The organism is Arthrobacter flavus (assembly GCF_039526005.1).
Classification (GTDB): domain Bacteria; phylum Actinomycetota; class Actinomycetes; order Actinomycetales; family Micrococcaceae; genus Arthrobacter_D; species Arthrobacter_D flavus.
Genome location: NZ_BAAAIJ010000051.1, coordinates 267,695 through 284,132 on the forward strand (window position 1 = coordinate 267,695; position 16,438 = coordinate 284,132).

General features: G+C 54.2%; 7 protein-coding genes. 6 read left to right on the plus strand and 1 reads right to left on the minus strand.

All coding sequences use genetic code 11. The features are described 5' to 3' along the window. Nucleotides 1-69: 69 nt before the first annotated feature. The 4 genes from ABD059_RS13980 (at nt 70) to ABD059_RS13995 (ending at nt 8,665) form a co-directional block, all read left to right on the plus strand. Entirely contained in the window at nt 70-1,524 is a 1,455-nt protein-coding gene (locus ABD059_RS13980) for a hypothetical protein (protein ID WP_343881059.1), read from the plus strand. 47 nt (nt 1,525-1,571) lie between these two features. Continuing rightward, entirely contained in the window at nt 1,572-2,885 is a 1,314-nt protein-coding gene (locus ABD059_RS13985; RefSeq protein ID WP_343881097.1) for a UDP-glucose dehydrogenase family protein, read from the plus strand. A gap of 173 nt (nt 2,886-3,058) precedes the next feature. Next, nucleotides 3,059-7,159: a glycosyltransferase gene (locus tag ABD059_RS13990; protein ID WP_343881061.1), complete on the plus strand. Its 4,101-nt coding sequence runs from the start codon at nt 3,059-3,061 to the stop codon at nt 7,157-7,159. A gap of 57 nt (nt 7,160-7,216) precedes the next feature. Continuing rightward, the gene (locus ABD059_RS13995; RefSeq protein WP_343881063.1) at nt 7,217-8,665 is read left to right on the plus strand and encodes a hypothetical protein; all 1,449 of its coding nucleotides are present in this window, start codon (nt 7,217-7,219) and stop codon (nt 8,663-8,665) included. Nucleotides 8,666-8,679: 14 nt separating this feature from the next. On the opposite strand, the gene ABD059_RS14000 is transcribed toward ABD059_RS13995, so the two are convergent. After that, nucleotides 8,680-10,404 carry a hypothetical protein gene (locus ABD059_RS14000; RefSeq protein ID WP_343881065.1) on the minus strand — a complete coding sequence of 575 codons (1,725 nt, stop codon included), beginning with the start codon at nt 10,402-10,404 and terminating at the stop codon, nt 8,680-8,682. Between the two features lie 204 nt (nt 10,405-10,608). On the opposite strand from ABD059_RS14000, the gene ABD059_RS14005 reads away from it, so the two are divergent. Beyond that, a complete protein-coding gene (locus tag ABD059_RS14005) occupies nt 10,609-12,900 on the plus strand; it encodes a glycosyltransferase (RefSeq protein WP_343881067.1) in 2,292 nt (763 codons plus the stop codon). 89 nt (nt 12,901-12,989) lie between these two features. Beyond that, complete coding sequence (locus ABD059_RS14010) at nt 12,990-15,737, plus strand: heparinase II/III domain-containing protein (protein ID WP_343881069.1); 2,748 nt, start codon at nt 12,990-12,992, stop codon at nt 15,735-15,737. Nucleotides 15,738-16,438: the final 701 nt, after the last annotated feature.

The following is a 16,438-nucleotide window of genomic DNA, read 5'->3' on the forward strand; positions in this document are numbered from 1 at the left end:
TGAACGTTCGTCAGTCTGATGATCCGTACGCAATCACGGTCATCGAGATATCAACAAGGGGTGTTCGCAATGTATAGCTCTACAGGAGAACATCCGGCCGACGTTGGTGGGTTGCTCTATCGCAACGGCTTTGTACTTAGTCAATCGAAATCTCCAGAGGTATGTCCAAGTGCATGGCGTCGCGTGAACTTCGGATCTTCGATTTTGGCGGTCCATCCCGAGACTCCGATGAACGAGGCGCAATCTGGAGGTGTGCGGGCGTTCCTCCTGGGTATGTGTTTTGATCCAGAGTCAGGGATGTTTGAGGAAGCACCGATCCTTGACAGCTTAGTAAAGTCCTACCCCCAGCGTAGAGAATTCTTATCGAAGTTGGACTGCCTAGCGGGGCGATTCGTGCTAATTATCGAAATGAATGGTGTCTTCGAGATATTTCAAGACGCCATGGGATCCAGATCGGTCTTTTACACCCAAAGAGGGGTTTCTGTCGTTGCGTCGCACGCGGAACTCGTAGCAAAAATCGCCGGTGTGGGATTTGCAGACTTCATTATTCCCTTTCTGACATCTAAGAATTATGTCCAGAAAGATGTCAAATACTTGCCAGGAGTGGCGACATCCTATGACGATGTTCGACAGCTAACACCCAACACCTCAATCAGTTATCCGTCACAGGAAGTCCAACGTTTTTGGCCTCGCCCAAATTCTCTAGCCCGATCCAGTGCTGATTCAGCGACAGACATGCTGGATGCCCACCTCGCTGGTCTAGCCAGTTATCTCCGGCACTCTGGGCGAAGGCCTGTCGTAGGGCTCACTGGTGGCTCAGATAGCCGAGGAATATTTGCTGCTGTATGCCAAGATAATCCGTTCATATTCACATACATTCGTAGTCAGGATGGTAGGCAGGTATCTTCGGACGATTCTCGCAAAGCGGCTGAGTTAGCGAATGCCTATGATCTGAAGGTCAAGGTATGGCCCCTCTCGAACCGCCAATCGCTGAACGATTCTGACACTGATATGGGATATGCTTTCAGGCGTTCGACGGGATATTACCGGGGCGCAGGTTCTGCTTGGGTCGAGAAGTTATGGTCACACAATCTCGATCCTATGAACTCGGTTTTTATTCGTGGCTTTGGAGGTGAGATTCTCAGGGGGTTTTATCAGCAAATGACCAAACAGATTCGTCGAATTAATCCAGTACAGCTGTCTGATACGTATGATATAAACGCCGGATCCTCTGTGACGAGGTCTTTTTTTGAAGAAATGATTCAGACGACAAGCTTTTCCAGTGAAGCAATTCATGGGCTCGATCCTAATGACATTTTTTACTGGGAGCATCGAATGGGCACCTGGGGTAGCTTGTCAATGTCTGAGGCGGATCTGGCTGTGCCCTCGATGGTCGGGTACAATTCTAGGAATCTCTATGCCGCGTTTATGTCTTTGGGCGCTGAACTTAGAAGCAGCAGGCTTGCCTTCGATGAGGTTGTGAGACGAAGAGCTCCAAAACTGTCCTTTCTCTATGGCAAATAGTCTACTGTGAATAGTCTTAAAATCTTAGAATATTAGAAATGAGTGATATGAAATTTTCGGTGATCGGCACTGGGTACCTTGGTGCCACCCACGCGGCGTCAATGGCAGAACTCGGCTTCGAGGTACTGGGAGTGGATATTGATCAAGAGAAAATCGACAGCCTGAGCCGGGGTGAATTGCCATTCCACGAGCCAGGCCTCCCCGAACTTCTTCGGAAGCACGTTGCGAGTGGGCGACTACGGTTTACGACGTCTTTCGCAGAGGCGGGCGAGTTTGCTGATGTTCACTTCATCGCGGTTGGTACGCCACAGCGTGCGGGTGAGCACGGGGCGGACATGACCTATGTGGATGCTTCGGTCTCTGCTATCGCTCGGGCCGCTACACGCGACACCCTAATAGTAGGCAAGTCGACAGTGCCTGTCGGCTCCGCTCGTCGTCTGAAGGATCTTGCTCAATCGGAAGCCAGAAACGGTGTGAAGATTGATTTCGCATGGAACCCAGAGTTCCTGCGCGAAGGATTCGCCGTAGAAGATACTCTTCGGCCGGACCGTCTGGTAGTTGGTACTGATTCGGATTCAGCCGTCGAAAAGCTTCGCGCTGTCTATGCTTATGCTCTGGGCCGCGAAACGCCGTTCATATCAACTGACTTCGAAACAGCAGAGCTGGTCAAGGTGGCTGCGAATGCCTTCCTCGCTACAAAGATATCGTTCATTAATGCTTTCTCAGAGGTAACTGAGACAGTCGGTGGCGACATAAGAGTCTTGGCAGACGCGATCGGCTACGACAAACGAATTGGTCGTCGGTTCCTGAACGCGGGTGTTGGGTTCGGAGGCGGCTGTCTGCCGAAGGATATTCGTGCCCTTCAGGCGCGTGTTTCAGAGCTGGGGTTGGATAGCACGATGAGATTCCTGAACGAAGTGGATGAGATTAACCTTCGGCGTCGAGATCGTGTGGTCCACATTGTCAGTGAGTTATTGGACGGGTTAGAGGGTGCCTCCGTGGCAGTCCTTGGGACGGCGTTCAAACCGAATAGTGACGATGTACGCGATTCCCCAGCCCTGGATGTTGCCGGGAGGTTGTATAACAGTGGAGCAGACGTCAACGTTTATGATCCTCAGGCGAACGAGAACTCTTCAAAGCGGTTTCCCCGCCTAAACTACTGCGCATCTTACAAAGATGCGGTTGCTGGAGCCGACGTGGTATTGCTGTTGACCGAGTGGGACGAGTTTGTTGAGATGGACCCCGAGATTGTCGGTTCGTTGGTTTCTCATAGAAGAATTGTTGACGGTCGGAACGTTCTTAACACTGATACCTGGGAAGACTCCGGCTGGGTCGTAAGAACACTCGGCCGCAAGAGCTAAAGGCAACTTCAGAAAAATTTGTACCTTGCCCACGCTAGGAGTGTGGGCAAGGTACTGTCGGGTGTGAAAGCCGTTAGCGCCCGACTCAATGCTTGATCGGGCTCTCGGTCACCCTGGCTATCGCAGTATGGGTCGATTCCTCGCCGAATGGCATCTCACGAGATTGCAGGTTTATGAAGTTCAAGATTGTCAACTATCAGGCCCACCGGATCAGCGGTTGGGTGTACGAGCCGGGAACCGACAAGGGCAGTACGGTCCTGGACCTCGTTATTAACGGGGAGACGGTCTCCACTCTCACCTGCAACATCTTTCGTGACGAACTATCTGCTGAGGACTTCAGCACTCGTAACGTAGGCTTCCTGGGCAGTCTGCCCCCGCTGTTCTGGACTGGGGAGGAGCACGACGTCGCACTTGTCCATCGAAGGACAGGGGATGTTCTTCTTCGGAAGCGGATGAGCACGACTGATTCGCGGATCGAGGGTGAGAAAGGCCTTAGCGCGGACTTCATTCTCACGCCGCTTGGCCAGATCGCAGGGTGGGCTAGCGCAGAGAATCAGCCAGCATATGCTCGGATTACCGTGGACGGTAAAGCGATAGCGCATTCGAGGGCTGACCGCCATGTGCTGCCGTGGAAGCGCGATGCAGTGAAATTGAATGCGCCGTTCGGTTACATGTTCGGCACCCAGATTGCTTCGGATTTCTTCGATGGCCGGGAGCATCAAGTGCAGGTCTTTATCGGTGGTGAGCCGCACGCATCGGTTTCTGTGTTGGACCAGTTGCTTGAGCTATCGGCCGAGTATAGCGAGGATGCAGCGCGCGAAGCGGAGCGGTTGCAACCACACGCACCTGATGATTCGTCCACTTGGGCTGGTGCTGTCCGAGTTCGCCCCGGTATTAGCGTGTCCCACCTGGAGTTCACAGAGTGTTATGCGTCGATCACTCTGGCGGGGGACACCTCGCATCGACGGCTGGTCATCCGGTTGGGCGAGGCTGAGGTAACCTTGACGGCGTTAGTCGAGCCTGTTGAGGGGAACTCAGCGGCCGAGGGGACTCGGCGTTATGCGGGCGAGATACCACTCGAGGGCAGGTTCAACGAGCCGATCCAGCTGTTCACCCCGGGGTCCGACATTGCCAGCACCTATGATCTCCGATTGGGAGATAGCACGGGACGCCGGCCCGAAGCTCTCCCGGAGGCTATCGTCCTAAATGCCGAAGGAAAGTTCCTGTGCTCCAAAACAGTGCTTGATGGTGGGGTTTTGACTGGGTGGGCGTTTCATACAGCGGGGCTTGACTACCCCGTGGAATTGGTCCTTCGAGAAACCACGGAGGAAGGGGATACGCAGACTCACCGCAGTTCAGCATCCCTGAAGAATAAGCACACAAAACTGCAGCACGGGATCTCGCGCGCGGGATACGGGGTTGCACTTCCTTACTCGGTTCTGACGCGACGCACTACTCATCTGCAGTTGCTGGCCGTTCATAGCCGCGGGGAAAAGGTGTTGTGGGAGGACCGAGAATTTCACGCCTCCAACCAATTCTTGCTTGCGCAGGCGCTTCAGTCTTCCTCCTCTTCGTATGCGCTCGAACTCGTAAAAAATGCTCGGCGAGCGGGACGAAAAGACTTCGTCGAATCGTTCTTGGGAACTTACAAGCACTCCAAGGCAAAAATAAGCCTCGAAGAGTTAGAAGCGTCGATCTTCTCGCAGAGGCACAGCGGCGGCGAATCGCTCGCGCCGGTTCGAGGGGCGGTCTGGTATTGGGTCGAGGAGTTGCGTACCAATCCAGGTCGGCTCCAATGGTTCACGATTAATGCAATCCGAAATCGCAATGGCGGAGCGCGTGACATCCTGGCATATGCCGCTTCCAAGGGTCAGTATGAATTTGGTCAGCTTCATGGAATTCTCGAGTCCTACCGGGCGCAACTCTTTCGCAAGTCAGCCGTTGAGCTGCTAAGGGAGAATCATTGGAAATCCGGCGTGCTCGCCATGGCACGGTTTCTCTTCGCCGCGCCGCGTGATGAGACCGATCAGCTCGATGCTCTGACACTGTATCTAATGCTTGAGGAATGGCGGGGCTTGGAGAGTATCAGCGGCTCTGATCGTGCCTTCTATGGGGAGCTCCTTCGGTGGCGAGGCGAGCTCGAAGAATCCGCCCGCGTGCTCGCAGCGGAAGATAGCGACATCGATCATGACTTCTCCCAAAACTTGTTGGCGCTAAACGCGATAAACCCTCATGCAACAGGAATTTCAAGCTACTCAACTGCCTGGCTTGCCGGGTTCAATCAAATGCTAGAAGAGGACAGCATCGCCCCGATCTCGATGCAGGAGGATCAGATAAGTTTTTACGATCTCACCACAGATTTACCCCCAGCCGAGATCGGCCCGGACGAGCCACTGGTAACGGTGATCATGCCAATCTATGAGCCAAGCGCGGCCACTAACGTTGCGGTGGATTCTCTGCTGAGGCAGACCTGGCGCAAGCTTGAGATCATCATGATTGACGATTGTTCACCCGAGCAGAACGCTGACGGTTCTCCCACTCGGTACCGACAGCAGCTTCAGGACCTTGCGGACCAGGACTCGCGCATTCGTTTGGTGCTTAGTGAGGTGAACCGTGGGTCATATTCCGTCCGGAATGAAGCACTTGATCTGGCGACCGGGGATTTGGTAACGGTGGCGGATAAAGACGATTGGCACCACCCCCAGCAGATTGAGTTGCAGGTTCGTGACTTCATGAAGGCTCCTGAGCGAGTGGCGAATATGACCAACTGGGTGCGTGTGGACGAGCAACTCACTTTGATGCTGCGGTCCGCTACTGGACGGGTGTTCTATCCCTCGATGGCGTCTTTGATGTTTCGACGTGATCCTGTCCTGAAGGACCTCGGATACTGGGACACCGTCCGCAAATCGGGCGACTCGGAGTTCAAGAGCCGTATCGAGAACTACTACGGCATCACAGTTGAGCCGATCACCAGGGCCCCTTTAGCCTTCGCTCTTATGGATGGTGCCAACCTTACCCGCGATGACATGGGGGTAGGCTACCTCGCGCCCGAGCGCCGAGCGTACTTACGTGGTTATAAGAGTTGGCACCGGGAGATCCGCGAATCGGGCGAATCGCCCTACATGCCTAAGTCCGCTGCCGATCGCCGTTTCGTAGCTCCAGCCTCTTATCTCCCGGGAGCCCGACTAACTGGGCCGACGAAGTACGATGTCGTCTTCGCATCAGAGTTCGGTTTCCTCGCTGGCAACTCGACCTCGCTCTTCAACGAGATCTCCGTCTGCCTGAACGCCGGCCTTAAGGTAGGTGTCATTCCGCTCCAGAACGGTCTGATCCCTTCGGCTTCGAGGCGTCAGTTTAGCCGTAAGATTGACGACCTAATCCTCACTGGTCAGGTGGACCGGTTGTCCTTGGAAACCCCCGCTGAAACCGATCTCCTAGTCGTGCGGTGGCCTACCGCGGTACAAGTCGTGCAGGATGGAGACGCCGGGTTGAGGCCTAAACGGGCGGTAATTGTCTCCAACCATCCGCCGTTCGAACCTAGCGGCGAACGGCGCAGCTATGACATCGGCGTGGTTACTCGCAATGTCGAGGGGTTGTTTGGCGTCAGACCGCAATGGGCCCCGCAAAGTGAGCAGATTGGGGCGATGATCGCGCCCTTAATGCCGGCGTCGGATCTAACGAGCTTTTCCTGGAAGGGAATCATTGAGCTCAAGGAACAAGCCTTCAAGAATCGGTACAGGACTGGTCGGCCGGTCATTGGCAGGCACGCCCGAGATGACGCGGCCAAATGGCCTTCAGATCGAAAAGTCTTCAATCAGGTTTATCCAGCTGACGGTTCTGCAAACGTCTGCATTCTTGGCGGTACCAAGGTGCCCGTTCAGAAGGGTTTTCTCTCTCGGAACCCGCCGTCCTGGGAAATTTACGCGTTCAACGAGATCAGCGTCGAGGAATACCTTTCGGAGAAACTCGACTTCTTCGTCTACTTCCACAGTGACGGCTGGCTTGAAGCGTTCGGCATGGCCATCCTCGAAGCCATGAGCTACGGCGTAGTTTGTGTTCTGCCCCGTCACTTTGCGCCAGTGTTTAAGGATGCAGCGGTCTATGCGGAGCCGGACCAGGTGAAGGACGTCATCAACGAACTATGGGACTCGGACAACTATGGGTTGCAGCAGCAACGCGCAGTGGCGTTTATCCAGCAGGAATGTACTCCGGAGGCGTACTTGAGACGCTTGGCCGGGCTCGGAGTCAGCGCACGCAATGATTCAGTCCTCTAGAATGGCGAAGCTGGTCAGGCGGGTCGGATGCACTCCGGTGCTTTCATGGGGAGCGATGTGATCGAACCACTCGATGCTACTGGGGGACATCAATTGGCGTCATCCTGGCCATCCCAGTTTGAAGCTGACGTCGTTCGTGAGGCTTTCGGTACAAGGCTTGGAGGCTACACAATTGCTTTAGAAGCATGGCGTAGGGGCCTCCAAGTTCGATTCTTCGACAGCCAGCTGAGGAGATATGAGCTGTCTGACGGAAGCACCCGAATTCGGTTTGACAAGACACGGCCATCGTTGACGACGCGCGCAGCTATTGCCGTGGAGCAAAACAAACACCTAACGAACTCCCGTCTCCATGAGGCAGGAGTCCCGGTTCCCACGAGCCGGGTGCTGGACCCATTTGCTGCTGACGCCGAAAAAGAACTCCTGATCTTCGCAGAGGACACGGGGTATCCTTTAGTGCTGAAGCCACTCCGCGGGAGTATGGGACGGGATGTCTTTACTAATCTGAGCACGCCTGTGGAACTGGTTGAGACCTTCCAATATCTGGCGGCACGATGTGCGGATGGGGAAAAGCTGGTTCTTGAAAGTCACTTCACAGGAGAGGACTACCGGGTGCTTGTCGTGGGAGATCGTGTCGTGGCAGCATGCCTCCGCCGTCCGGCAAACGTGGTCGGTGACGGCACCAGCACCATCCAAGAGCTAATCGACCAAAAGAACTCGGTCAGGTTAGCAAATCCTTATCTTTGCAAGAAGCTGATCAAACGTGACCGAGAGGTTGACCAGTATTTGAAGCGTCATGGCTACAACTTGAGTGATGTCCCTTCAACGGGCTGCGAGGTGATGCTTCGGGGCAAAGCAAACGCCAGCCAGGGTGGCGACAGTATCGACAAGACCGTTGAGCTACCGGACGCGGTCAAAGACGCCGCCGTCCGGGCTGTGGCTGCAGTGCCTGGATTGGCAATCGCGGGTGTGGATGTCCTTTTTGATTCCAGCAGGACTCCCGTCGAGGACAGCTTCCGTGTGATCGAGATGAACTCAAGGCCCGAAATAGAGATCAATATGTACCCGTGGGAAGGGACCGGGCAAGACGTGCCGCTTCATATTCTTGACGCGTTTTTTCCATCCTCTATGAGGCGTCAAGCTCCCCAAATCGGGAAGCTAGGGCTGAACTTGGAACAGTTACTCGCGCCACTGCAGGGTGCCTCGGCGAACGAAGTGACTGCGAACACGATGCCGTCCCATGCCTACCCGACGAGGTTGTCTTATGGGCTTCGTGGCCCGAGTTCCTTTTCAGCACCAGATAAAAACCTGGTTCACCTCGCGGCACGCCGCGCTGGGGTGTCGGGCCGAGTAGAAGAGGTGGGTGGCGTAGGGCGGCTGCTTTTATCGGGCACCGAGGAGGGCACTCGGAAGTTTCTTCGCTCCGAGTCTTTGAGATTGGCCGTGGACGAGGGCAGCAAAGAGCGATGGAACGGTGTAGTCATGCAGGGCTTCTACTTCGATTCATGAGACAGATTCGAAGCTTACCCCCGAAGGTTTTCGAGAATGGACCGCAGGTCTTCCTTCTCAGCGTTAGCTGAGGCCAATTCTGAACGCAGGCGCGCGATCTCCTCCTTGCGCCATCTAAGCGTTCCATTAGCGGCGGCGAGCCGTTGACGCAGACTGCTCTGTTCTGCTGCGGTGACCGCGGCTCCTTGCTGGTAGCTGCTGAGAGGAAGCTCGTAGGTTGGAGGATCCCAGGGTTGTCCATTCAAGGGGTAATCCAACAAACTCGGTTCCATCCTTCCAATGATCTCCCGGAACAAGGACAGCTGTGCACGATCGATCTCTGGGACCGATAGCATCAGCCTTATCATCTTGCGGGAACCGAACAATTGGTATGTGTCGAAGGTGACATCTGATTCCACGATATGAGCGTGATTCCAGTTCGCTACGCGGTGTTCCCAGAGGAACAAATCCGTCATGCGGTACCCTGCTGGTGCGGACCTCAACTTTGTCGTTTTGATGTACTCCCGAAAACCACGCTCGCCTAGCGTCCACCATGGATCGGTCAGAGGGCGCTTGACGTCCTTACCTCGCTTAGTCAAACTTGCCATGCGTCGTGGAGAGATCTCCATGCTTTCGGCGAAATGGAGCCGCTGGGCGAAATGCCACTTACCCACTCCGTTAATCTGGCCGCGAATATGCAACGCGTTGTGGGGTAGATGTGAATGATACACCCAGGAAATAACCGTGTTAGAGCGTCGGGAACTGAGCTCACCAAGCATGGTCACGTAGTCGGCCGGAGGTTGCTCAGCCGTGTTTAGGTCGAACATCTGGTGGCTCAGCAGCAGATCGGCCGACATTGTAGCTGCGAGTTTGTCCCTATTGAGCTCGGCACTTTGCCGTCCCGAGTTTGGTGCTTTGGTGTAGGTGAATGTTCGGACCGCGTCATCCACGTTTGGGCGAGCAAAGGCGGCTAGGGAGGTACGCGAATCTACGCCTGCACTCGCCGAGACCAGAATCTCACGACCGCTCTCTTTCAGCACCTTCACCTGCTTTTCGAGAATCGGCATCATCTGGTCTGCTGCTTGGGCGACAGTAAGCGGCTCGTAGGGGAGCGGGCCTACACGACGAACTAGGCCGCTGCCCAAAGTAAGCTCTGTGTTTGGCGTCAACAGCCAGACTCCATCAAATTCTGTCGTGCGTCCAGGGAAATCCAAAGAAGTGGGACGGCCGACCCACTTCACGTAGATACTCGGCTCCCGTTCAAGTGTCTTACCCACCAGATTTACGTGCGAAGCGATGATCGCCGCTTCGGTGTCATGAAAGATGGCACGGGACGCGATGGCATCGGTTTGCGCTCGAAGGATACCCTGGTGGTAATCAAGCACCACATATTGTCCAAACAGTTCTTCGAGCGCGTTCAGGTACTTTCGACGTGACTCACGGAGGGCCAGATGCAGATTTTTAGAAATCAACCCGAGATCAGTTGTTTCCAGAGTTGGATCAAGACTGTGCCCGCAAAGAAGAATTTCATTCTCGCCGTCCGAGACAACGGATACCCCAACTCGTGGATCCCATCGGAAGGTCCTGCCCGCAAAAGGCCGAGTCTTCCAAAACGTGGGAACGTCAGGATTCAAGCCTGGCGCGTGGAGGACATAGCCACGGCTGAAGCGCAGATGACTGAAGTCTGGCTGTGTGTCGATAGAGGACACATCTGAAGGAATGAACTCCACAGCGGGCTCGTGGGTGGCGTACTCAACCATGGGGTGCTCCTAGAGGCAGTGCGGACTTTCGACCCATCTTCCCTGACTCAGATGGGAATGGCGAAACGGCGGGGCGCATCGATCTGGGTGTGCTGGAGTCTTGAAATCGAATAACCTCAGTTTTCTTGAAGCCCAGAGCGGATCGCAAGGCAAGGACTCGCATCGTTCAAAACGTGGACTGCTAGGCGGTTACAACCACGTAGAATGAGCAGATGGTCGTCGGCGATGCTGGATACACCTGCGCGCCAGCGCACCCTTGACTGGTGGTCTCGAGAAAATGCGTTCGAAAGAAGCAAGGAGCAGCGCGCGAGCATGAAAACTTTAGAAAATCTTCCTATTCCCGGATTTATAGCAGACCCGGAGTGGGGGAACCGATGGAATATCTGTGAGAACCAACCGGTCTCCGTCAATCTAAATGATTCAGGGAACTTTTCTCTAACAAAAGTTGAGAAATTTACGCTACACACCGTGCTGAATGCTGAAGTGTCTGATCTTGAAGTGCTTTCTGATGGGCAAGGGGTGCCCGTTTCCCAAAACACTTCATATACTGTCGCTCTGAACGCGCGGACCGAAGATCGCGTCCATGTCCAGCTAGTTATCCATGAATTCGACAGTTCTGGGACGAGAACATCCAGATTGCCCATTGAGAACCTTGAGCGTGTGCTGTATGTTCCGGTGCCTGGGACTGCATCGCTAGTGATTTCCCTGAGGACTACGGGTCGAGGCACCATGACGGTTCGTGGTGTTGAATTCAACCGTGCATCGGCTATAACGGCGGCGCCCGGTCTCCATAAACACGGAGTAGTCGTAGAGCCCGCTGCGCGGTCGAAAGCGCAGGAACGGGACCCATACGTGTGGCTTCTTCCGCTTCGAAGGGCCCTATACGATGGCACGCCGCTGTCAGTCCTGTTCACTCGTAAAGAAGCCGTAGAGGCAGTAAAGCTTTTTATCGATGGCGAATACATGTTGGAGGCCAAGGAGATCATTCAGCATTTTGATCTCTATTCGGATCTGACGACTTCCCAACTCCGACGTATTTTCTGGCACGGTCGAAGGACGGGATACCTTGTCCACGCGATCAGGGCGCTGGACGAAGTGGTCTTCAGGACCCAGAGTGTGAAAGACAGCGCTGCTCGTGACCTGCTCAATGCTGAATATGAATTTCATCGCGATCCGTGGGGGATGCTGCCGGACCTTGCGCCCGCTTCGGCCTTCGACCCAGCCGGACCAGTACTACACTTCGTAGGAAAAGCTCTCCCAGAGAAGCAAACGGGCTATACCGTCCGGACGCGATACACGACGGAGGCTCTATCAGCAGGGGGGACTAAGTGCATCATTGCAGTGCAAGTGGGTGGCAATCATGAAGATGGTCTGGACGAAGAGGTAGACCATACCTTTGGCAATGTCCGCACAGTGATGCTTGCCGGTCCATCGAAGAACAAAGCGGCCCGCTCAGACTGGATGAGGCGCAATGCGGAGGAGCTCTACACACTGGTCACCAAGGTCCGCCCGAGCGTGATCCACGCCCATTCGGATTTCACGAACGGTGCCTTGGCCACGCATGTAGCAAGCGCCACCGGTGTGCCCGTGGTCTACGAAGCTCGGGGTTTCTGGGAGGAGACCTGGCTATCCCGAATCGCGAAAGCACAAAGCTGGGACGACATCGATCTTCACATGCGTATGTACGGTGCACCGGAACTTTACGAGCTGCGTCGCCAGAGTGAACGGCGGGTTCGCGAGCGTGCTGACCGTGTGATTACCCTGGCCGAGACCATGAAAAGATTCATTCTCGAAGAAAGCCCTGGTGGAGCGGTCAAGAGTGAGCACATAACTCTGGCCAGGAATGCCGTTGATCCGGAGGACTTCCCCCCGCCGACAGGACCATCTTCAGCCCGCGAAACCCTGGGTATCGACGATCACCAAGTCGTTGTAGGCTACATATCATCTATAGTCGAGTACGAGGGCATTGAAACGTTACTTGATGGGTATAAAAAATTGTCCGATACCCAGGAGAACGTTCATTTGTTGATAGTCGGAGATGGGCCTCATCTGAATCGTCTCCGTACCCACGCGGAGAAAAACAGCATTCCGAACGTAGTTTTCACTGGACGAATTCCACACGAAGAGGTACTTAGCTATTACCATGCTATCGACATCTTTGTTGTACCGCGCAGGAGAACTCGAGTCACCGAATTGGTCACTCCACTAAAGCCGTTTGAAGCATTTTCTACGGGCAGGGCTGTAGTGATGTCAGATGTGGCCGCACTAGTGGAAATCGCCCAAGATTCTGCTGGGGCGGCTCGAATATTCGCCGCAGACAATCCCGACAGTTTGGCGCAAGTATTAACCGAACTAGTCGAGGACCCCGCCCAAAGACGACAGATGGGGGAGCGTGGTACCCGTTGGGTGAAAGAAAAGCGCTCGTGGTCGTCTAATGTTCCGGCCTATCAATTAGTTTATAATGATTTGAAGAGAGAACGATCCGTAGTTTCTTAGTTGAATCCGGCTAGCAGTGATTTGCTAATACCATCCGATCCAGATCTAGTGCTGGGCCGTTGGTGCTGTAGCTTAGGGGAGCGTCCAAGTTGAATATCCATAGTTTACGCGCAATTCTCGATGAAGAGCACGCCCAGCTTTTCGACCGAATGCAGCGCCTCGGTCGAGAACAGAAAGGAGTTCTTTCTGAAGATGAACTGCGAGATAGCGTTGACGATGCATGTTTGATGCCAGCCTTTCTTGCACATGTTGGTGAACCGAGGTCCTACAGTCTGACATCTTGGCGTATCTTGTTCCGGCTACTAAGAAAGTCGGGACATTTGAAGATGGCGGAAGCAGCCATCAATGTAATTTCTGATCTTTCGGAAAAACAAACGGACCTGCAAGCCCTGGCCGCAATTAGAAAAGATGTTGAAGTGCTTCGGGGATCTCGCGACCACCAGGCGAGAGGGCTAGCATCGACCCGAGCGCCAAGATTGAGTTCTCGGGTAGTTTACGTCCAGCAGCGTCATCGTTCGGATACTGACCTGGCGGAAATCCGAGATAAGTCCAGGATGTACCAAGAGCTTGGGTACGACCTCGACCTATTTTCGGTGTGCAACGAAGACACTATTGGGGATGATAATTCTTCTTCACCTATCCAAAAGGTGCCTGGAATAGAGGGTCCTGAAGCGATTGGAGGTGGGAACTCGGAGCTATTTCACAGGGTTTTCGAATACTTGCAGGAAACTAGACCATGTCTCGTGGAGGTTGACGCAGACCTGTACTCGGCGAACGCCGTCATTCGAGCCGCTGCACACGCAGGAACAAAAGTATTATGGATTGTGCCTGAGCCAGATAGAGAGCCTCGGCCACGCCGCAGTGAGTCGATGCGATCGACCGCGTGTTATCAACACCCGCCGGACCTGATCGAATGGAAGCGTTCAATCCAATCGGAGACGATTGGGCTATCGGACTTTGTTTTAGTACCTTCACTAAAGTGGGTCGAGGACCTAAACCCGTTGGCCGGTCCTCTGGGGAAGTTTATTGCAACCAACGATATCAATGGTGAAGGGTCTCTTGGATTATATGCCGACATTTTGGGTGCTGTTGAAGGTAATAAGAAGAAAGAACGCTCCACGCATCCGTCGGTAACCCGAGTCACAGAGAGCCAGATTAGTGATTGGACCTCGTGGCTCCGTGAAAACCCGGCCCATGGTGTAGCCGAGTGGTTTTATTCGAAAGGTCAGTCATCGGGAGAAATAAGAGATGTGGGCTGGAAATTTGAAGAGTTCCCTCCCATAGAGTTATCTCCAGCAACTGACTGGATGAATGTAGCCACAGAAAACCGGACCTGGGCTTTCACCTTGCACACGTGGGAATTTTTGGATCCTGTGATTCGTGAGTACATCAGTACAGGAGATCAATCTCTTTTGCGGTGGGCGCTCGAGATAGTAGCGTCTTGGAAGAATGATGCGATATTCTCGGTGGCTGCAAGTTCGATGGCTTGGTACGATATGGCGCTTGCACTTCGTTCTCCGAGGCTAGTAGGTCTTCTGCATCTTGCTGTGCAAGCAGAAGTCGAGTCCCAGCTGCTTAAGGGGATATTTGAGCTGGTCCTAGCCCACCAGGACGCACATGAAGCTGAGGAGTCCTTCGTTTCCCGTAACAACCACGGATTCTATGCAGCTTTAGGGCAAACTGTTCTTGCTCAATCCACAATGTGCGTTCCAAATATGGACAGACTCTTGATCCAGGCTGAAGGCCGCATGAGGATAATGGCAGAGCAGCAGTTTCACGGCGACGGAGGGCACGTTGAACATTCGCCGGACTATCATCGAATGCTGCTTGGTTCTTTCCAGCAAGCGATCGACCAAGGGGTCATCAGAGACTCAGAGGTAGCGCATCGGATCAAGAAGGCTTCAGAAGCCTTAGGGTGGTTCGTTCAGCCAAATGGCAGAATGCTGCAATTTGGGGACTCGCCCGGCAGGAACATGTTGGCGCGAAAGTCCAAGGCGCTTGACATGTCGACGCGATTTATAACCACTGACGGATTAGAGGGCTCGCCGAGCAGCGAGGAACTGTACGTATTGAAGGAGACGGGGTACGCGATATGTCGAACACCGGCACCGTTGAAGACTTCTGAGCTTTCGGAGGGCTCCTATCTAGCCCTCGCAGCGGGATTTCACTCGAGGGCGCATAAACACTGTGACGACCTCTCGCTGGTGTGGTGGGACGAAGGCTTAGAAATTCTGGTGGACGGAGGTCGGTACGGATACGGGCCACAATTGCCGTCTAGCTCGCCGCTTAGAGCACAAGGATACTATTATGCCGATCCTAAACGGCAATTTGTCGAATCAGTCTGGGCACACAACACCGTGGCCATTGACGGAAAGAATCACGATCGCCGTCGATCGCCCTATGGTTCCGGACTTATTTCCGCGGAAACCGATAACGGGGTTTTTCGAATCTTGGCCGAAGTTCCGCAAACCGGGTGGCGTCACACCCGTGAGTTGCTGTACGAGCCAGGAAAAAGGCTGAGTGTTAAGGATACTATCGTTGCTGATGATGATGAGCTACACGACTATTCTGTCCATTTCAATGTCAATGGAGATCTGAATGTAGTCGAGTCCGGCAGCAACTCTTTTGCCATCGATCTGGGTGGCCGCGAAATCGCCAAAATGAAATCTAGTGCTACAGAAGTCGGGAGAAGAATATTGCGAGGTAGCGAGAAGCCATTGATTGGGTGGCGATCAGTAGTCGACCGTAGTCTGGAGCCGACTTGGTTTTTAAGCTTTACCGGTACCTTCTCAGGAACGCTGACTCACGAGAGCACCTTTGATTTGGTCAACGCTTAATCGGTGGGATCCGAATATGGCTACGCCGTGAGGACTTATTCGCGGCTTTGCAAGGGGGCGACCACGCTAACCATGCTCAACGTATTGCCATACCATCAACCGTTATGTTCACGCCGGGAACGGACTACTAATCAAGCATGAACGTGGTGAGCCCCGTTCACTGCCGATGAATCGACGATGGCGCTCACCGGCTGGTGAATGAGCGAAGGATCTGGCGGCTGTTTTCATGAACTGGCATCTTCTCGGTTAGCCCACCTCAGGCTCCGCTCCGGGATCAAGAGTGACCCCCGGTCCACGATGACCTCGTGGACCGGGGGTCACTCTGGTGGCGCCCAACCAGGAATGGCTGGCCGGCATCACCAACACCCCATGGACGAGGGCATGCTCCACCTTTGCGGGATGAAAGACCTGCGCTCGAACCAGGTCGTCGGATACTTCATGGACAGGCGGATGAAAGCGTCCCCCGTCGTAGCCGCACTGGACCATGCTGTTTCGTAAAGGAAAACCACCGGTACGGCGTCGCACATCTTCTCGAAGTCGCGACGGAGTTGAACGAGCGACCCCGTAGATCCCTCTACTGGGACACACCAGCTGAGCGTCTTGCTGCTTCACTTAAAGGGGCTCTCCGTGGTTCGTGGTGAAAGCCGGGTTCGTGTCGTAAGCGTATAGGGGCTCGTGGCCCTGCTGAGATGGATGTTCTT

What these genes read in the sequence shown, in the direction of transcription:
- ABD059_RS13980 (WP_343881059.1), top strand. Translation starts at nt 70, where the DNA reads ATGTATAGCTCTACAGGAGAACATCCGGCCGACGTTGGTGGGTTGCTC.
- ABD059_RS13985 (WP_343881097.1), top strand. Translation starts at nt 1,572, where the DNA reads ATGAAATTTTCGGTGATCGGCACTGGGTACCTTGGTGCCACCCACGCG.
- ABD059_RS13990 (WP_343881061.1), top strand. Translation starts at nt 3,059, where the DNA reads ATGAAGTTCAAGATTGTCAACTATCAGGCCCACCGGATCAGCGGTTGG.
- ABD059_RS14000 (WP_343881065.1), bottom strand. Translation starts at nt 10,404, where the DNA reads ATGGTTGAGTACGCCACCCACGAGCCCGCTGTGGAGTTCATTCCTTCA.
- ABD059_RS14005 (WP_343881067.1), top strand. Translation starts at nt 10,609, where the DNA reads ATGAGCAGATGGTCGTCGGCGATGCTGGATACACCTGCGCGCCAGCGC.